20 protein-coding genes are annotated in these 17,756 nt (G+C 63.6%); 8 read left to right on the plus strand and 12 right to left on the minus strand.

The window, feature by feature from the left end:
• Position 1 precedes the first annotated feature (1 nt).
• Both BM338_RS20565 and BM338_RS20570 read left to right on the plus strand, forming a co-directional pair.
• Complete coding sequence (locus BM338_RS20565) at positions 2 to 1,897, plus strand: GldG family protein (protein WP_090454435.1); 1,896 nt, start codon at positions 2 to 4, stop codon at positions 1,895 to 1,897.
• A 98-nt stretch (positions 1,898 to 1,995) separates the two neighbouring features.
• On the plus strand, positions 1,996 to 2,898 hold the full coding sequence (locus BM338_RS20570; protein WP_090454437.1) for a cytochrome c oxidase assembly protein: 903 nt from the start codon (positions 1,996 to 1,998) through the stop codon (positions 2,896 to 2,898).
• Here the strand turns inward: BM338_RS20570 and BM338_RS20575 are convergent.
• Entirely contained in the window at positions 2,895 to 3,392 is a 498-nt protein-coding gene (locus BM338_RS20575; protein WP_090454439.1) for a copper chaperone PCu(A)C, read from the minus strand. The genes BM338_RS20570 and BM338_RS20575 overlap by 4 nt on opposite strands.
• A complete protein-coding gene (locus BM338_RS20580; RefSeq protein ID WP_090454441.1) occupies positions 3,389 to 4,003 on the minus strand; it encodes an SCO family protein in 615 nt (204 codons plus the stop codon). Before BM338_RS20580 ends, BM338_RS20575 begins: the two co-directional genes overlap by 4 nt.
• Before the next feature lie 72 nt (positions 4,004 to 4,075).
• Here BM338_RS20580 and BM338_RS20585 point away from each other — a divergent pair, with 72 nt between their 5' ends.
• Positions 4,076 to 4,453 (plus strand): DUF423 domain-containing protein, encoded by a 378-nt coding sequence (locus BM338_RS20585; protein ID WP_090454443.1) that lies wholly within the window; start codon positions 4,076 to 4,078, stop codon positions 4,451 to 4,453.
• 1 nt (position 4,454) lies between these two features.
• Here the strand turns inward: BM338_RS20585 and BM338_RS20590 are convergent, their stop codons facing one another.
• The 5 genes from BM338_RS20590 to BM338_RS20610 all read right to left on the minus strand — a co-directional run bounded on the left by BM338_RS20590 (position 4,455) and on the right by BM338_RS20610 (position 8,297).
• On the minus strand, positions 4,455 to 5,225 hold the full coding sequence (locus BM338_RS20590; RefSeq protein WP_090454445.1) for a CPBP family glutamic-type intramembrane protease: 771 nt from the start codon (positions 5,223 to 5,225) through the stop codon (positions 4,455 to 4,457).
• Positions 5,226 to 5,234: 9 nt separating this feature from the next.
• Positions 5,235 to 5,609 carry a DUF3887 domain-containing protein gene (locus BM338_RS20595; RefSeq protein WP_090454447.1) on the minus strand — a complete coding sequence of 125 codons (375 nt, stop codon included), beginning with the start codon at positions 5,607 to 5,609 and terminating at the stop codon, positions 5,235 to 5,237.
• 33 nt (positions 5,610 to 5,642) lie between these two features.
• A complete protein-coding gene (locus BM338_RS20600; protein ID WP_090454449.1) occupies positions 5,643 to 5,834 on the minus strand; it encodes a type II toxin-antitoxin system antitoxin in 192 nt (63 codons plus the stop codon).
• 11 nt (positions 5,835 to 5,845) lie between these two features.
• Positions 5,846 to 6,718, minus strand: a complete 873-nt coding sequence (locus BM338_RS20605) for an SPFH domain-containing protein (RefSeq protein WP_090454451.1) — start codon at positions 6,716 to 6,718, stop codon at positions 5,846 to 5,848.
• A 61-nt stretch (positions 6,719 to 6,779) separates the two neighbouring features.
• Complete coding sequence (locus BM338_RS20610) at positions 6,780 to 8,297, minus strand: transglutaminase-like domain-containing protein (protein WP_090454454.1); 1,518 nt, start codon at positions 8,295 to 8,297, stop codon at positions 6,780 to 6,782.
• Positions 8,298 to 8,432: 135 nt separating this feature from the next.
• Between BM338_RS20610 and purT the strand changes: the two genes are divergently transcribed.
• Together purT and BM338_RS20620 are read left to right on the plus strand one after the other, a co-directional pair.
• Complete coding sequence (gene purT / locus BM338_RS20615; RefSeq protein ID WP_090454456.1) at positions 8,433 to 9,614, plus strand: formate-dependent phosphoribosylglycinamide formyltransferase; 1,182 nt, start codon at positions 8,433 to 8,435, stop codon at positions 9,612 to 9,614.
• Positions 9,615 to 9,702: 88 nt separating this feature from the next.
• Positions 9,703 to 11,217 (plus strand): FMN-binding glutamate synthase family protein, encoded by a 1,515-nt coding sequence (locus tag BM338_RS20620; RefSeq protein ID WP_090454459.1) that lies wholly within the window; start codon positions 9,703 to 9,705, stop codon positions 11,215 to 11,217.
• 9 nt (positions 11,218 to 11,226) lie between these two features.
• Here the strand turns inward: BM338_RS20620 and BM338_RS20625 are convergent, their stop codons facing one another.
• The 4 genes from BM338_RS20625 to BM338_RS20640 all read right to left on the minus strand — a co-directional run bounded on the left by BM338_RS20625 (position 11,227) and on the right by BM338_RS20640 (position 13,935).
• Complete coding sequence (locus BM338_RS20625; RefSeq protein ID WP_090454462.1) at positions 11,227 to 11,937, minus strand: arginyltransferase; 711 nt, start codon at positions 11,935 to 11,937, stop codon at positions 11,227 to 11,229.
• Between the two features lie 70 nt (positions 11,938 to 12,007).
• Entirely contained in the window at positions 12,008 to 12,400 is a 393-nt protein-coding gene (locus tag BM338_RS20630) for a DUF2007 domain-containing protein (protein ID WP_090454465.1), read from the minus strand.
• 33 nt (positions 12,401 to 12,433) lie between these two features.
• Positions 12,434 to 13,297 (minus strand): acyl-CoA thioesterase II, encoded by an 864-nt coding sequence (gene tesB / locus BM338_RS20635; protein ID WP_090454467.1) that lies wholly within the window; start codon positions 13,295 to 13,297, stop codon positions 12,434 to 12,436.
• Positions 13,298 to 13,359: 62 nt separating this feature from the next.
• The gene (locus BM338_RS20640; RefSeq protein ID WP_090454469.1) at positions 13,360 to 13,935 is read right to left on the minus strand and encodes an N-acetylmuramoyl-L-alanine amidase; all 576 of its coding nucleotides are present in this window, start codon (positions 13,933 to 13,935) and stop codon (positions 13,360 to 13,362) included.
• Between the two features lie 64 nt (positions 13,936 to 13,999).
• Between BM338_RS20640 and BM338_RS20645 the strand changes: the two genes are divergently transcribed.
• The 3 genes from BM338_RS20645 (at position 14,000) to BM338_RS20655 (ending at position 17,181) form a co-directional block, all read left to right on the plus strand.
• Positions 14,000 to 14,527 (plus strand): alpha/beta family hydrolase, encoded by a 528-nt coding sequence (locus BM338_RS20645; RefSeq protein ID WP_090454471.1) that lies wholly within the window; start codon positions 14,000 to 14,002, stop codon positions 14,525 to 14,527.
• Positions 14,524 to 16,710, plus strand: a complete 2,187-nt coding sequence (gene rlmKL / locus BM338_RS20650) for a bifunctional 23S rRNA (guanine(2069)-N(7))-methyltransferase RlmK/23S rRNA (guanine(2445)-N(2))-methyltransferase RlmL (RefSeq protein ID WP_090454473.1) — start codon at positions 14,524 to 14,526, stop codon at positions 16,708 to 16,710. The genes BM338_RS20645 and rlmKL overlap by 4 nt, the downstream gene beginning before the upstream one ends.
• A 63-nt stretch (positions 16,711 to 16,773) precedes the next feature.
• On the plus strand, positions 16,774 to 17,181 hold the full coding sequence (locus BM338_RS20655; protein WP_090454475.1) for a hypothetical protein: 408 nt from the start codon (positions 16,774 to 16,776) through the stop codon (positions 17,179 to 17,181).
• 69 nt (positions 17,182 to 17,250) lie between these two features.
• Here BM338_RS20655 and BM338_RS20660 read toward each other — a convergent pair whose 3' ends face one another.
• Positions 17,251 to 17,703 (minus strand): DUF6491 family protein, encoded by a 453-nt coding sequence (locus BM338_RS20660; protein WP_090454477.1) that lies wholly within the window; start codon positions 17,701 to 17,703, stop codon positions 17,251 to 17,253.
• Positions 17,704 to 17,756: the final 53 nt, after the last annotated feature.

The following is a 17,756-nucleotide window of genomic DNA, read 5'->3' on the forward strand; positions in this document are numbered from 1 at the left end:
TATGGCCCGTCTGCATATCACCCGTCGTACCCGTCTGATCGCCACCTTGATCCTGTTGATGGTCGCCTTTGTGGCGGTCACTTTGGCCACTAGCCGCTGGATGCGTGTGGCGCGTTTCGACCTCACCGCCGACCGGATCTACACGCTGACACCCGGCACCGTGCACATCGTGGAGAAGCTGCACGCACCGCTGAAGCTCACCCTGTATTTCTCCGAACACTCCACCCGCGATCTGCCGCAGCTGCGCAGTTATGAGCAGCGTGTGCGTGAAATGCTGCAGGAACTAGTGGCGCGCTCGCATGGGCGGCTGCGCCTGCAGGTAGTCGATCCGGTACCGTACTCGGACGATGAGGCCGCAGCGGAAGGCAATGGCCTCACTCCGATCAGCGGCGGTACCAACGGCGAGCGCGTGTTCTTCGGGCTTGTCGGCAGCACCTTGTCGACCAACCCTGATGTGGAAGCCGACAACGATCTTCATCCGACGGGCAAGACGTTAGCGATTCCGCTGTTCGATCCAGGCCGCGAGACCTTCCTCGAATACGACATCGCCAAGCTGCTTTACGAGTTGAACGAACCCGCCAAACCGCATATCGGCCTGATCAGCAGCCTGCCGGTGCAAGGCAATCCGGTGCTTGGCGAGGAGCCGTGGACGGTGATCCGCCAGCTCGGCCAGCTGTTCGAGGTAAAGGCGCTCGATGCGACCAAGCTTGAGCGCATTGGCGACGATATCCAGGTGTTGCTGCTGATCCATCCCAAGCAGCTGCCGGAGGCGGCGCAGTACGCCATCGATCAGTACGTGCTGCGCGGCGGGCATACGGTGGTGTTCGTGGATCCCGATTCGGAGCTGGACACCACACCGTTCGTCGACAGCAACGGCGTGATGGACGATCACAACTCCGACCTGCATCGCCTGTTCGAGACCTGGGGTGTGCAGTACGACCCGCAGAAAGTGGTGCTGGACCGCTCGCGCGCGTTGCGCATCGAGCTGGCCGACAACAGCGCCACCAATCATCCGGCCATGCTCGGCCTGACCGGGCAGGAGCTCAACCACAACGATGTGGTCACGGCCAGTCTGCAGCGCATCAACCTGTCCAGTGTGGGTTATTTCGACCTGGCACAGAAAACCACTTCACGCCTGATGCCGCTGCTGCAGAGCACGACCGATGCTGAAGTGGTTTCGGCGCAGCGCGTGCGCGAAGCCACTGCTGATCCCAACGTATTGCTGGACACCTACCGGCCCGACAACAACCGCTACGTGATCGCGGCGCGGGTACGCGGTGCATTCCCTTCGGCCTTCCCGGAGAAAGCCAGGCAGCCCGGCCATCTGGCGCAGGCGGCCGATAATGCCGAAGTGATCCTGATCGCGGATACCGATCTGCTGTCGGATCGCTTGTGGGTGTCGTACTCGCAAAGCCTGCTGGGGCCGTTGCAGCTCAGCGCATTGGCCAATAACGGCGACTTCATCACCAATCTCGCGGATAACCTCAGTGGTTCCTCGGCGCTATTGTCGATCCACGGGCGCACTACCTCGCAGCGGCCGTTCACTCGCGTGCTGGCGCTGCAAAGCGCGGCTGACCAGAAATTCCTGGCCAAAAAGCAGGAGCTGCAACGCGAACTGGCAGTGACCCGTAGCCGCCTGTCCGAACTGCAGCCGGGCAAGGCAGCGCGCGGCGATACGGTCAGCGCCGAACAAAAGACCGAAATCGAACAGTTTCTGCAGCGCCAGCTGGCGATCAACAAAGAGCTGCGCGACGTGCAGCATCAGTTGAACGCGGAAATCGATGCCCTCGGCATGCGCCTGAAGTTCATCAATATCGTGTTGGTGCCGGCGCTGATTACCTTGTTCGGGCTGGTCTACGGCTGGCGTCGTTCGCAGCGCAACCGCCGGCGCCCGTGAGCGTGGCGGCAATCTGCCGCAAGGAATGCGGTCGGGCGGCGGGATGTGAACGGGCTATGCTTGGCGACTGCCGGCGTTGCCCGGCCCGGAACTGACCGATGTTGCCGAGCTTGCTCAAATGGATCGTGCCCTGGGAGTTCTCCTGGGTCTTCCTGCTGACCTTCGTCGCTGTCGCCGTGCTTTATGTGCGCGGCTGCCAGCGTGTGCGGGTGAGTATGGCGCGGCAGCTGGCGTTCTGGGTCGGCATGGCGATCGTCTATCTGTCGCTGCACACTTATTTCGATTACTACGCCGAGCATGAGTTCTTCATGCATCGCATCCAGCAGGTGCTGCTGCATCATCTGGCGCCGTTGCTGATCATTGCCTCGTATCCGGGCGTGGTCTTGCGGGCGGGTCTGCCGTTGTCCTGGCGTATCCATGCGCTGCGTCCGTTGCTGTGTTCCTGGCCGTGGCGTGTGGTGAGCGCGGTGCTGCTCAATCCGGCGCTGGCGACGATCCTGTTCGTCGCCTTCATCATCATCTGGCTGATCCCGTCGATGCAGACGCTGGCGATGCTGGACTGGCGCATCTACCGCTTCATGAACTGGTCGATGATGCTCAGTGGTCTGATCTATTGGTGGCTGGTGCTCGACCACCGGCCGCGTCCGCCAGGCCGCATGACGCCGGGCCTGCGTGTGCTGTCGCCGGGTATCACCATGACGCCGCAGATTCTGGCCGGCGCCATCGTGACCTTCTCCAAGACTGACCTGTATCCGATCTTCGAAATCTGCGGCCGCGCCTTCACCTTCAACGTGCTCACCGGACAGTTGGTGGGCGGCGTGATCATGTGGGTGCCGGCGGCGATCATCGAATCCATCGGCGGTTTGTTGGCCATGCGGCAATGGCTGCGGCTGTCGCGCAGCGGGCGCATCAAGTCCAAGCGTTGGGAGGCGCAACGGCGCGCCGCCAGGCTGGCCGCTTCCGATGCGAACGCCACCAGGGATGAAGCCTCGGGGGCTTAGTGGCTGTGATGGTCCATGCCGGCCATGCCGGCCATGCCGGAGTCGCTGTCCATGGCATTGGCTGGGCGTGCGTCGAAATCGGTATCCAGCGTGCTGCCATCAGTGAATTGCAGGCTGAGCTTCACCTTGTCACCGACCTTCACCGGCTTGCTCGCCTTCATCAGCATCAGGTGATAGCCGCCCGGCGATAACGCGGCTGTGCCGTGGGCGGGGATCGGCAGACTATCCACTTTCTCCATGCGGCCCATACCGCCTTCGGTGCTGCTCTTGTGCAGCATCACTTCGCCATACGTTTCGCTGCGCACGCCGCGCAGATTGACGGTCTGTTCGCCACGATTTTCTAGCACCACGTAACCGCCGGATGGCAGACCGCCCGGCATCACGCGAATCCATGCCTGCGAAGCTTTCACGTTGTCGGCATCGCTGGCGGAGGCAGTGAAGGCGATCAGTAGGCCGCAGATCAACAAGGGAAGACGAGCTGCGCGCAGATTCATGACTTGGCTCCCGGGCTGAGCAGCAGGTGCAGATCGTGGACCAGATCATCCTGCGGATTGGCGGGCGTCGATAGCAGACGGGCCTTACCCTCGCGGTCGAATACATAGATCGCGGAGCTGTGGCTGACTTCGTATTGACCGTCGCCCTTGTCCGGTTCGCGAGTGAAGGCGGAGCGATAGCGTTTGCTCAGCGCTTCGATCGCGCGCGGCTCGCCGGATAGACCCACGGCACGCGGATCGAAGGCGTTGACGTAGGCATGCATCACGTCGGGTGTGTCGCGTGCCGGGTCGACGCTGACAAACAGAATGCGCGCGTCGTCAGCCAACGGCCCCAGCCGCTGCATCACCACATGCAGCTGGGCGAGGGTGAGCGGACATACGTCCGGGCAATGGGTGTAGCCGAAATACAGCAGCACCACTTTGCCTTTGTAGTCGGCCCCCGTTACTGCCTTGCCGTGATCGTCGGTGAGCTTGAAGTCGAGATCCGGCATGTGGCCGGTGACATCGGTCAGGCGCCATGGGGCCGGTTCGCCGCGATGGCAGGCAGCGAGCAGCGTGGTGCAGGCGAGCAGGGCCAGCAGGAGCAGGGTGCGGGTCAGGCGGGGCTTCATGCGAGAATCGTGAGCGGTCATTTCATCAGCATACGACACCGGTCCTGCCGGTGCGCCGAGGAACCGTTCCCGATGCGACAACCTGTCAGTCTTTTCGCTGGCCTGCTGGTGGGCCTGGCAGGTGCCAGCGCAGTGGCCTTGGGTGCGTTCGGAGCTCATGCGTTGCGTGATGTGCTGGACGTTCGCGGCAGCGAGTTGTGGCATACCGCGGTGAGCTATCACTTCTGGCATGCCCTCGCGTTGGCGCTTGCAAGCTTTGCCGCTGCCGGGCGTAGGCGAAGCGTCGCCATGGCGGCTTTCGCGCTGGGTATCGTGCTCTTTAGCGGCAGTCTCTATGCGCTGGCGCTTGGTGCGCCGCGCTGGTGCGGCGCAATCACGCCCTTGGGTGGTTTAGCCTTTATCGTTGGCTGGATCGCGCTGGGTTTGGGGCTGGCACGACGCAATGCATGAGCTAGGCCGTTCCCAGCACTAGCGGGGAGGCAACGTGCAGTATGAGATCTGCACAGAAATGCGCGAGCATCGCGTGCTCAAGGCCGAACTTCCAGAACAACCCGCCACAAACCAGGCCGACCAAACTGTTGAGAAAAATGATCTGGCCAATCGCAAACGGCGTATGCGCTATGCCGGTGGAAAAAGCGAACGGCAGGTGACCCGCGCCGAATAACAGGGCGGCGAGCACGATGGCGACGATGAACATCCATGAACGAGCTTGCTGTCTCCGGGGCCAGGCCAGTAGCCATACGAGCAGGCTGACCGATCCCAGCCGGCACAAGATCTCTTCGGCAGTGCCTCCATAAAGCGAAGCCAGGGCGCCGCGCCAGGTCTGTCCGATGGTATCGAGGACGCGCGGTGTCGGAGGAGGTTGAATCTGCTCAATGCCAGCCACGGCTATTCCGGCCAGAACACCTAGTAGCGCCGCCAACATCCAGTGCGTCCGCCGCGCAGGCATGGGTTGCCGGTAGATCCAGGCGCGCAGCCAGGGGGCATCGAGACCATGCCCGCCACCTAGATAAAGTCCCAACCAGGCAAACAGCCACGTCAACACACCGGTTTGCGCTGCCCCAATCGCGATGGCCTTCCACAGCGGTATCCGCAGCGGCGCGGGCGTCATAGCGATTAGATACGGAAAGAGCGCGGGTGTGGCCAGCGCCGCAGCCACGCCAAGCCACAGTGCAAGTTTGAGGTGAGGGCCGCGTACGACAGATTCGGTCGGACTGGACATGGCTGTGACTCAATGATGTGGCTTGATGAAAAAACCGGTGATCTTGCCGTCCGCGGCGCAGGTTACTTGGGCGTCGATCATTTGCTGGCCGTAATGCAGCGGGGTCAGTACGACAGAGTGCTCGCCGAGCTGAGTGGTCTGTACCGGTTCGCGTGCACCGCGTTCGCCGAACTGCGGCGGTATGGCTTGCCATACCTGAGACAGCGTATCGGCGCTGAGCTTGGCTTTCATCGTTGTGTCGAAGTCCACAGTAGCGCCCGCGTAGTCGCCGCGATCCAGTGCATCGAGCAGACGCGTCGAAGCGGTTTCGCAAGGCGTTTCGCCGTGAGCGGCACCCATGAATGCGCTCAAGCTAAGGCAGACAGCTAGTCCGAACAGTTTCATGTGGACTCCCCCTGAGAGTCGTTGGGTTAGTTATCAGGTTGATTCGTCATCGTCGACGGGCTCGCTGGGGCGGGGCTTGAGGCGTCCGCCCTTGCGCAGCGCGTCGCGCAGCACGTATTCGATCTGCGCGTTCACGCTGCGCAATTCGTCATCGGCCCAGCGCTGCATCGCCTCCAGCACGGCGGCGCTGATGCGCAGCGGATAGGCTTTCTTTTCGGCGGGCACTCGTGAACCGCTCAGCCGCTGTAGAGCGTGCCGGCGTTGACCACCGGTTGCGTCGCGCGGTCACCACACAGCACGACCAGCAAGTTGCTCACCATCGCCGCTTTGCGCTCCTCGTCGAGCTCGACCACACCTTGCTGGCGCAGCCGTTCCAACGCCATGGCCACCATGCCGACGGCGCCTTCCACGATGCGTTCGCGCGCGGCCACGATGGCATTGGCCTGCTGGCGCTGCAGCATGGCCTGAGCAATTTCCTGTGCGTAGGCGAGATGGCTGATGCGCGCTTCGATCACGCTGACACCGGCTTTTTCCAGGCGCGCCTGGATTTCGTCGCGCAGATGGTTGTTGATCACTTCGCCATGGCTACGCAGCGAGGGCTTGCCGTCGTCGTGCGCATCGTAGGGATAGTTCTGCGCCATCTGGCGTAGCGCCGATTCGCTCTGGATATGCACGAAGTTCTCGTAGTCATCCACGCAGAACACGGCCTCGGCGGTATCCACTACCTGCCACACCACGACCGCGGCAATCTCGATCGGATTGCCATCGCTATCGTTGACCTTGAGCTTGCTGCTCTCGAAATTGCGCACGCGCAGCGACACGCGGCGCCGGCTGTAGAAGGGGTTGGTCCAGCGCAGGCCTTCGTTGCGCACGGTGCCGGCGTATTTGCCGAAGAGCTGCACCACCTGACCTTCATTCGGTGCGACCTGGAAAAAGCCTTTGGTGAAAAGCCCGGCGAGCGCGATCAGCACCAGGCCGCCGAAGAAGCGCGACGCGGGCAGCTCGTGCCCCGCGGCGGAGAGCAGCAAAACTGCGCCGCCGCCGGCCAACAGCAGGCAGAACAGGATGAAAGGAATACCGGCGACGGAAAAACCTTGACGTTCGTTCATGACGACACCTCCCTAGATAGGGAGGATTGGATATCAAACTGATATCACATGCAAGTACCTATCAGCCGCCTCCGTTTCCGCCCAAGGCGGGTGGGGCAACCGCGCCGGCCGGTGCGGGACTCATGAACTCCCAGGAAGGCATCACGTCTTCGATCTGCATGCTGCTGAACAGGTCGGTGGCGGAGAAGAAGTGCCATGGGTCGCCATCACCGCTGTCCAGTGCGATGTGGGTGCTGTCGAAACGACGCAGCGCAGCGTCGTAGCTCTGCCAGCGCCCATCGATCCAGGCCTGCACCCAGGCGTGCGGTACGAACACTCGTGACGTATTGGCGTAGCGGTCGGCGTAGACCATGCCGGTGACCACGCGAGCGGGAATGCCTTCGGCGCGCGCCATGGCGGCGAGCAGCACGGAATACTCGGTGCAGTCGCCCTGGCGTGTGCCCACCACTTCCAGCGCCGAGGCATAGCCGACATCCAGGCCATGCTGGGTGATGTAGTGGCTGACGAAGCTGCGCAGGCGACGGATTTTCTGGCGATTGCTAGTGGCACTGCCCACGGCCTGCCGGGCCAGATCGCGGATGGCTGGCGCGTCCGATTGCAGCCAGGAGTTGGCTTGCAGATCCTCCGGCTGCGGCGGGCGCTGCCCGCCGGCATAGGCGGGACCGATATCGATCTGCCACTCGTTGTCGGCCAGCCGGCGCACGCGCTGCTCATCGGTATTGATGATCGGCTGTGAGCTGCCACTGCCTTCGATGCGCACGCGATAGCGCAGGAAGGATTCGCGCAGGTTGGGGGTGAGCGGTCGTGGCGCATCCACCATTGCCGCGCGAAACATGTCGACGTCCTGCACCGGCGCCATGGCGCAGGTCTGGTCGCAGGCCAGCATTTCCAACTGGCGGCCGAGCATGGAGATGATGCCTTTGCGCGCCTGGCCGTGATCATCCAGCCACAGATCCAGGATCTGGTCGCCACGCGTCTGGTGCAGGCGCTGGCGCTGGTGGTTGAGCATTTCCGTGCCGCCCGGCAGCTTCACCTGTTCGTTGCCGATCACCTCGATCGCCACATCCATGACTTGCTGGCTGGCCGGATCGAACATCTGCAGTTGATATTGCAGGCCGGGCTGGCGGCTGGCGGCCAGCATGGCGCGCCGCTGGCCATCGTTGAGCAGGGCACCGGCGGGCCAGTACAGCGAGCTTTCCCGCGTCGCGCCGCCCACGGTGGTAGTGACCTTGTAGCTGCCGTCGGACTGGCGCTGGCCATCGATCACGCTGTCCATGGCCGACATCGAGGTGCGCGAGGCGAAGGCCAGCGGCTCTCCGTCAGTGCTTTCCACGCTGCGGATCATGTTGCTGAGGGGGATGCTCCTACCGGTGCGGTTGAGCATGATCGACAGCGTCTGGGTGGTAGTCACCATGCCTTGGCCGCTTTCGCGGTCGATCTTCAGATGGCCGATCTTGCGGCCACCGAGCAGCACGCTCATCCAGGTGGTGTCGACGGTGGGTGCTGCCGTACTGGCCACGGCCCAAGGGACGGGGCACAGCAACAGCACCAGCAAAAGCATGGCGATCAGTCGGCGCATGTGCGTTATCCGTGGGGACGGCAAGCACAGTGAATGCCGACTTAAGGCCGGCGTCAATGCGCAGTGCAGCGAGGTTTCGCCGGCCTCCTGACGGCCCGCTTACAATGGCTCTTTTATCCGCCCCCGGAGCCCCTGATGAAGCCGTTTGGCACGCCCCTTTCCGACCATACCCTGCGCGTGCTCCTGCTTGGCTCCGGCGAGCTGGGTAAAGAGGTGGCGATCGAGCTGCAGCGCTATGCGGTTGAGGTGATCGCGGTCGACCGTTATGCCCATGCCCCGGCCATGCAGGTGGCGCACCGCAGCCATGTGATCGACATGCTGGACGGCGCCGCCTTGCGCGTGCTGATCGCGCAGGAAAAACCAGATCTGGTCGTGCCGGAGATCGAGGCCATCCACACCCCCACGCTGGTGGAGCTGGAAAAGGAAGGCCTGAAAGTGATCCCCACCGCGCGCGCTGCGTGGCTCACCATGGATCGCGAAGGCATTCGCCGGCTGGCGGCGGAGGAGCTGGGCCTGCCGACCTCGCGCTACCGCTTCTGCGACGATGAGGCGGAGTACCGCGAAGCGGCGAAGACCATCGGCCTGCCTTTCGTGATCAAGCCGGTGATGAGCTCTTCCGGCAAAGGCCAGAGCGTGGTGCGCACCGAGGCCGAACTTCAGCATGCCTGGGACTACGCGCAATCCGGCGGCCGCGCCGGCAAAGGCCGGGTGATCGTCGAAGGCTTCGTCGATTTCGATTATGAGATCACCTTGCTCACGGTGCGGCACAAGGGTGGCACCAGCTTCTGCGCTCCGATCGGCCATCGCCAGGAAGACGGCGACTATCGCGAATCGTGGCAGCCGCAGCCAATGAGCGACAAGGCGATGGTCGAAGCACAGCGTCAGGCCTCGGCGATCACCGGTGCTCTGGGCGGCTGGGGTGTGTTCGGTGTGGAGTTCTTCGTGAAGGGCGACAGCGTGATCTTCTCCGAGGTCAGCCCGCGTCCGCACGATACCGGTCTGGTCACGCTGATCTCGCAGGACCTGTCGGAATTCGCATTGCACGCGCGCGCCATTCTGGGATTGCCGATTCCGGCGATCCGTCAGTTGGGCCCCGCAGCATCGTGCGCAGTACTGGTTGAAGGCGATGGCGAAGCGCCGCGCTATCACGGTGTGGCTGAAGCGCTGGCCGAACCCGACACGCAGCTGCGTATCTTCGGCAAGCCTGCGGTCAAGGGCCGCCGTCGTATGGCGGTGACGCTTGCACGCGATGAGAGCATCGAGGCGGCCAAGGCCAAGGCCATTCGCGCCGCAGGAAAGTTGCGCGTAGAACTCTGAAACAGGGTTGCCGGTTATGCGAGCATGACCGACAACTTCATCCAACCCACGGCGCGGATCGATCCGTGCTCATAGGCAGGGAGCAGGTATGCAGACATCGGCGTTCGCGCATTGGCTGGTAGTCCTGGTGGAAACGCTGGCGGCACTTTTCATGGTGCTGCTTGCGGTAGCGGTGATGGTGGTGCTGGTGGTGTGGCTGGTGGACCGCAACCAGACGGCCAACTCGGTGTTGCGCAACTTTCCAGTCATCGGGCACTTCCGTTACTGGTTTCTGCATTTGGGTGAGTTCTTCCGTCAGTACCTGTATTCCAGCGATCGCGAAGAAATGCCATTCAACCGCGCGCAACGCACCTGGGTGTATCGCGCGGCGAAGAATGTGGATAACACCAATGCCTTCGGTTCCAGTCGCGACCTGCGCGCGGAAGGTGTGCCGTTCTTCGTCAACGCGCCATTCCCTTCACTGGGCGAACAGCACGTCAAGCCGAAGCCGGTGACGCTGGGACCGTATGCGCGCGAGCCCTACAGCCACGCTGCGTTCTTCAACATCTCCGCGATGAGTTTCGGTGCGCTCTCCGCGCCAGCGGTACGTGCGCTGTCCATTGGTGCGGCCAAGGCCGGCATCTGGATGGATACAGGTGAGGGGGGTCTTGCGCCGTATCACCTCGAAGGCGGCTGCGACATCATTTTCGAGATTGGCACCGCCAAGTACGGTGTGCGCACGCCCGACGGCAAGCTGGACGACCAGAAGCTGCTGGCGATCTGTGCGCATCCGCAGGTGAAGATGGTCAGCATCAAACTAGGGCAGGGTGCCAAGCCGGGCATGGGTGGCTTGCTGCCCGGCGTCAAGGTGACGCCGGAAATCGCCGCCATCCGCGGCATCCCGGTGGGCGAGGACTCGCAGAGTCCCAACCGCCATCTCGACATCGGCAATGTAACGGAGCTGATGAATGCGGTCCGTCATATTCGTGACCTCACCGGCAAGCCCACCGGCTTCAAGGCGGTGATGGGTGGCCTGGACTGGATCGACGAGCTGTGTGAGGAAGTGCATCGCCGCGGTATCGAGAGCGCGCCTGATTTCATCATCGTCGACGGTTCTGAGGGCGGCACCGGTGCCGCGCCGCAAACCTTGATGGAAGGTGTCGGCCTGCCGCTGCGCGAATCGTTGCCGGCGCTGGTGAACACATTGATTCGACACGGACTGCGTGACCGCATCAAAGTGATCTGCTCGGGCAAGTGCATCACGGCGTACGATGTGGCGTGGGCGCTCTCGATGGGCGCGGATTTCGTCAACTCCGCGCGCGGCTTCATGCTGGCGCTGGGCTGCATCCAGTCGCTGCAGTGCAACCGCAATACCTGTCCCACTGGCATCACCACGCAGAACACCAAGCTGCAGCGCGGCCTCGTCGTCACTGACAAGAGCGAGCGCGTTTATCACTACGCCAAAAATGTGATGCAGGAGGTCGGCATCATCGCGCACAGCTGTGGCGTGGAAGAACCGCGCCAGCTCGACCGCACGCATTGCCGCGTGATGGGTGACGACGGCGTGTCGGTGCCGCTGGTGAAATTGTTTCCCTATCCGCAGACACCCGCGTCGCGGGTATAAGCCACGCCGTCAGGGCTGCTGCATATCCGCCCAGCCCTCGATGGTGCGGATCTGCAGCGGCTGGAAGCGGCGCTTGTAGTCCATCTTGGGGTGGCCTTCGATCCAGAAGCCCAGATAGATCCAGGGCAGGCCTCGGCGGCGGGCCAGCTCCACCTGCTGCAGGATGGCGAAGGTGCCCAGGCTGCGCGCCGTCTCGTCGGGATCGAAGAAGGTGTAGACCGCCGACAGGCCGTGCAGGCAGACATCCGTCACGGCCACGCCGAGCAGGCGCGCACCTAGGCGGAATTCCAGGAACAGGGTGGGGCTCCACGGCGCGGTCAAGAAGCGTCGGAAATCGCTGGCGTCAGCTTCGTCCATGCCGCCACCGGGATGGCGATGGCGCAGGTAGCGTTCGTACAGCGCGTGGCGCTCGGCGTTGTAGCCGGCCATGGATTCGATCACTTGCAAGTCGGCGTTGCGTTTAAGACAGCGGCGCTGCGAGCGGTCGGGACGGAAGCGCTCGGCGTCGATCCGGCACGGCGTGCAGGCACGGCAGCTGGAGCAGTATGGGAAATACAGATGGCCGCCCGCCCGGCGGAAGCCGCGCTCCAGCGCCGGCCCATATAACTGGTCCAGCTGCGGCGCGGCCGGATCGATCACCAGGTTCTGCGCCGTGCGGTCGGCAAAGTAGCCGCAAGCGTGGGGCAAGGTCTGGAACAGTCGGACGCGGTCGGAGCGCATGCGCTGATTCTATGACCGCAACGGTCGACTGTGACAAGCGTCTCGTTTCGGCTTGAACGGTCCTGGCCGGCTAGAGCACGCCCATATAGCGCAGCATCAGGACCACAAAGGCCCCGGCCACAGCCAGCATTACTATCCGGCGGGCGCGGACGGCCACACTCTGCCGGCGCAGATCCGGGCTGGGGTTGCGCGCCATGGCCAGTTCCTCGGCGTGGCGGATCACTGGCTCAATGCCCAGCTCGCGCAGCAGGGCGCGGGCACGGGTGTAGTCGTCGGCCCTGGTGATCCACACCTGCGGCCAGCGGTCCCGGTTTTCCTTGCGCTGCGAGTAGCTGAAGCGCTCGTAGCTGGGTTTATTCCAGTTGGAGCGGTTGGTGACCGTGCTTTCGATGCCGTGCTCGTTGAGCAGGGCGATCACACGGTCGATGTTTTCGGGGCGGGGCGATGTATAGAGCTGGCGCATGGCGGTATTTTAGCGCCGCTGGCGCTCAACAGCTCAGCCGCGCAGGCGAATCAGTCCTTCCTGTGCGGTGGAAGCCACCAGCCGGCCGTCGCGGCTGAAGATCTGGCCGCGCGCCAGCCCGCGCGAACCCTGGGCAGTCGGGCTGTCGAACGAGTACAGCAGCCATTCGTCCACGCGGAAGGGGCGGTGGAACCACAGCGCATGGTCCAGGCTCGCCATCTGCACGTTGTGCGTGTAGTACGAGATGCCGTGCGGCAGGGTGGCGGTACCGATCAGGTTGAAGTCCGAGGCGTAAGCCAGCAGTGCGCGGTGCAGCACTGGCGAGTCATCCACCGGCGCGGTGAGCCGGAACCAGATGTGCTGGTAGGGCGGCCGCTTGCTGGGGTGCAGCTTGTTCTGCGGCCACACGTGGCGGAACTCGATGGGTGCGTCCACGCCCAGCCAGCGCTGCAGTTTCTCCGGCAGCTTGGCCAGCTTTTCGGGCGGCAGCGGCTGCATCGGTTCGATGTCTTCCGGCGCCGGCACTTCCGGCATGGGGGTCTGGTGCTCGAAACCCTCTTCCTCGATCTGGAACGAGACCGAGCCGTTCAAGATCGGCTGGCCGTGTTGGATCGCCACCACCCGGCGCGAGGAAAAAGTGCCGCCGTCGCGGGTGCGCTCCACGTTGTAGACGATGGGCGCGTTAATATCGCCGGCACGCAGGAAATAGGCATGCAGCGAATGCGCGGCACGCCCCTGGTCGACGGTCTGCTGGGCGGCCGACAAGGCCTGGCCGAGCACCTGCCCGCCGAACACGAAATGCGTGCCGATGTCACGGCTCTGGCCGCGGAACAGGTTGTCTTCCAGGCGTTCGAGTTGCAGCAGGTCGACCAGTTCGCGGACGTGGTTTTCCGTCATGGCGGGGGGATCCGGGTGATGGGCGCGATCGGCCGCGCGGCAGGCGGCGATTATAGCCGGCGCTAGCCTTGCGCCGGCCTGGCCGGAAGCCGATGCAGCCCATTGCCTTCCAGCACTACCGGCCACGGAAACAGCGGGCCGGGATCGAGCTTGCGCGGCACTTCCAGCGCGGGATCGTCGCTGGCCGGCAGGCGGGCCGTATCCAGATCCTCATGCCCGGCGATATCGCGCAGGTTGGGGAACTCGACGCGCAACCGTGCCAGCACTGCCCGCAGGGCGTCGATCTGAGCGGCCGGGTAGGGCTCGGTCATGGTCTGGTGGCGGGAATCCCACCAATGCGGGTAGCGCCCCAGGTTCACCAGTTCGATGCCGATCGAGTTCGGGTTGTGGCCGCGTACGTGGTTGGCCACGCGCGTCCCGGGCACATAGCGGTACACCGCGCCATCGCGATCGATGTAGTAATGCCCGCAATTGCCGGCGCCGCTGGGGTGCAATACGCGCTCGCCGTATTCACGGGCAGTGGCTAGGTCGGGGAGTTCGGTGCAGTGAATGACCACCAATTCCACCGCATCGACGGAGCGTTCGGGCAGACAATCGACGTAGGGCAGGGGCTGGTCGTGGATGTTGAGCGTGGACATGCGGGCGAGTCTCGCACGCGGCCAGCTATCATGTGCAGCCTTGTAGCTGTCCCCGGAGACCGCGATGCGCGGCCAGATCATTCTTTCCCACGGTTCGGATTCCGGTCCGGATGCCACCAAGGTCAGCGTGCTGGCCGCACTGGCCGAAGCGCTGGGCTGGTCCACGCAGCGGCTCGATTACCGCGATGACGACCGTCACGGGCACGCCGGCTCGGTAGCGCCGCGCATCGCCCGCCTGCGCGCCGCGATGGAGCCGCTCGTGGCACCACCGGTGCTGGTGGGTTCGAGCATGGGTGCTTTCGTGTCCGGGCTGGCTTCGCTGGAGCGTCCGGTGGCCGGGCTGTTCCTGCTGGCGACGCCAGCGGCGATTCCTGGTTTCGAATCGGCATTCGACCTGCGCCTGGACGTGCCCACCGTGCTGATCCACGGCTGGCGCGACGAGGTATGCCCGCTGGATGAAATGTACGAGTTCGCCGGGCGCCGGCAGCTGCCCTTGCTGATACTGGATGATGACCATCGGCTCAGCGCCAGCGTGCACACGATCTCGCAGCAGTTCCGCATGTTCCTGGAACAGTTGGCGGTGGCCGCGTGAGCGCCTACTTCGCTACCTGCCCCAAGGGCCTGGAATATCTGCTGCGCGACGAGCTGATCGCGCTGGGTGCCGCCGATGTGCGCGAGGTACTGGCTGGCGTGCATTTCTCCGGCACGCTGGAAACCGCTTATCGCGCCTGTCTGTGGTCGCGCCTGGCCAGCCGCGTGTTGTTGCCGCTGGCGGAGTTCGACGCCGCGACGGATGACGCGCTTTACGCCGGTGTGCAGAACATCGACTGGTCCACGCACCTCGCCGCCCATGCCACGCTCGCCGTGGATGCAGGCACTGCGATGAGCAAACTCACGCACAGTCAGTTCATCGCCCAGCGCGTGAAAGATGCCGTGGTCGACCAGTTCCGCCAGCGCGACGGCTCGCGTCCGGGCGTGGATACCGAAGAGCCTGACGTGCGCATCAACCTGCGTCTTCGTCGCGACCGCGCCACCTTGTCGCTCGACCTCGCCGGTTCGCCGCTGCATCGCCGCGGTTGGCGCGAAGTACAGGGCGAAGCGCCGCTGAAGGAAAATCTGGCCGCCGCCATGCTGCTGCGCGCGCGCTGGCCGGAAATGTATGCACAAGGCGGCGCCTTGCTCGATCCGATGTGCGGTTCCGGCACCTTGCTGATCGAAGGCGCGTTGATGGTGGCTGACGTGGCGCCCGGTATGCGTCGCGATTACTTCGGCTTCCTTGGCTGGCAGCAACATGACATTGCCTTGTGGCGAGGTCTGCTGGAAGAAGCTCGCCAACGTGCCGATACAGGTCTGCGCGCCTTGCGCAGCTGCTTCTTCGGCAGCGATGCCGATGCCCGCATGGTGCAGACCGCCAAACGCAATGCGCAGGAAGCCGGCGTGGCCGGTTTCTTTACCCTGGACAAGCACGACGCCTTGCACGTATCGCCGCCACCCGGCGTGACGAGCGGGTTGGTGATCACCAATCCGCCTTACGGCGAGCGCCTGGGCGAACGCGAGGAGATGCCCCGGCTCTACCGTGCCTTGGGCGAAACCTTGCGCGCGCGCTTCGCGGGTTGGCGCGCCGCCGTGTTGGCGGGCGATGCCGAACTGGGGCGTGCTATGCCGTTGCGTGCCGACAAGAAATACGCGCTCTACAACGGTGCGCTGGAAACCGTGCTGTTGTTGTTCGAACTGCATGCGCGCGACGAAACTCTGCGCGAAGCCAAGCCGCTGTCGGCCGGCGCGCAGATGCTCAAGAACCGTCTGGAGAAAAACACCAAGCATCTGCGCAAGCGTTTGGAGCGCGAAGAGATCCATTGCTGGCGCGCCTACGACCAGGACATGCCCGAATACGCGGCGGCCATCGATGTCTATGGCAACGCCAAGGGCGACGTCTGGCTGCATATCCAGGAGTACCGCGCTCCCGCGGAAATTCCCGCCGAGACGGCGCGCCAGCGTCTGCGCGAGATCGTGCGCGTGGCGGGCGAAGTATTCGGCGTGTCGCGCGACCGCGTCGCGCTGAAGACCCGCGAACGCGGCAAGGGTGGTTCCAAGTACGGCCACTTCGACCAGCGCGGCGAGTTCATCGAAGTGGAAGAGGGTGGGCTCGGTTTCCTGGTCAATCTCACCGATTACCTGGATACGGGGCTATTCCTGGATCATCGACTGGTGCGAGCCAAGCTGCGCGAGCTGGCCGACGGGCGGCGCTTCCTGAATCTGTTTGCCTACACCGCCACGGCTAGTGTCTATGCCGCCGCTGGTGGTGCGCGTGACACGACCAGTGTGGATTTGTCCGGGACTTATCTGGATTGGGCTTCGCGCAATCTGTCCCTGAACGGATTCACCGGTACCAAGCACCGGCTGATGCAGTCCGATGCGATGGAATTCCTGCAGCGCGAACGCGAACGCTATGGCTTGATCTATGTCGATCCGCCCACGTTCTCCAATTCCAAGCGTGCCGAGGATTTCGACGTACAGCGCGATCATGTGCGCCTGTTGATGGCCTGCGCAGAGCGGCTGACGAGCGACGGGATCATCGTGTTCTCCAACAATTTCCGGCGTTTCATACTTGACCGGAATGCGTTGGAAGAGCGGTTCCAGATCGAGGATTGGAGTGCCGCCAGCATCCCCTTCGACTTTGCCCGCCGGTCCGACATTCACGGTTGCTGGCTGCTGCGGCTTCACCGCGCTGACGCCGGGGTGAATCCGTGGAGTACCGCGCGTATTAAAAAGTAAACCTTTCAGTTCACATTAAGCGCGTCAGGCCCAGCATAAAGTCGTACTTCACGGAGGTGTGTCATGACCAAGCGTTTTAGTGGTGCAGGCAAGCTGATGGCCCTCGGCCTGGCGATGGCAGCTGCTGTAGCGGCTCCGATGGCTGCATCCGCGCACGATGGCTGGGGCGGTGGTTACCGTGGCGGCTATCACGGTGGCTATCACGGCGGTTACTACCGCGGCGGCGGCGGGCATTGGTCCGGCGGTCGCTGGGTGGCCGGCGCGATCGTTACCGGCGTTGTCGCTGGAGTGGTCGCTGACGCGCTGCGTCCGGCGCCGGTGTACTACGGTCCCCCGGTGGTCTATCGCCAGCCGGCAACGGTGTACTACGAAGACGAGCCGGTGGTGACCCGCCGCGTCGTGGAAACCCGTACGGTGACGTATGACGACGGTTACCGCAGCACGCGCTATATCCGCGACGACGGTTATTGATCTTCAGTAAGGTTCGTTAAAAAGCCCGGCCTTTGGCCGGGCTTTTTTATGCCTCAACGATCGTCGCACTCAGGGATGAGGTGGCGGCACGGTAGGCTGGTCGGCGCCGCTGCCGTGATGGATGGCTTTCTTTTCAAGTTGTTTGAACTGACTCTTGTCGATCTTGCTTACCGACTGGATCGCGCACGGCGGCTGGTGCGGTAATGAGTGCACCGTCTCGCCGGTTTCGCCGCAGATCGCGCCCATGCCGGCGGCCTGATTGGACTCGTTTGCCCTGAAGCGCAGGCTCTGGCCCATGCCGAGCCGCGGGCACTCCGACTGCAGCTTGATCAGGTAATAGTTAGGGCCGTTGCTGACGATCGCGGTGCGCGTATCTACGACGTACCACGCGTTGATGCGGTCCGGGCGCATGCAGTCGCTGACTGGGCGCAGGGGCTGGTGCGTTTCCGCCGGGTTGTCGGCGTGCGCCCATCCACTGGCGGCGGCTATCGCAACGACCAGTAGGGTGGTGATAGTTTTCATGGGACCACCTCGTGAGTTGAGTGAAACTCCATGGACTGCTGTGGTACTGCGCC

It is taken from the genome of Dyella sp. OK004 (genome assembly GCF_900114495.1).
Classification (GTDB): Bacteria; Pseudomonadota; Gammaproteobacteria; order Xanthomonadales; family Rhodanobacteraceae; genus Dyella_D.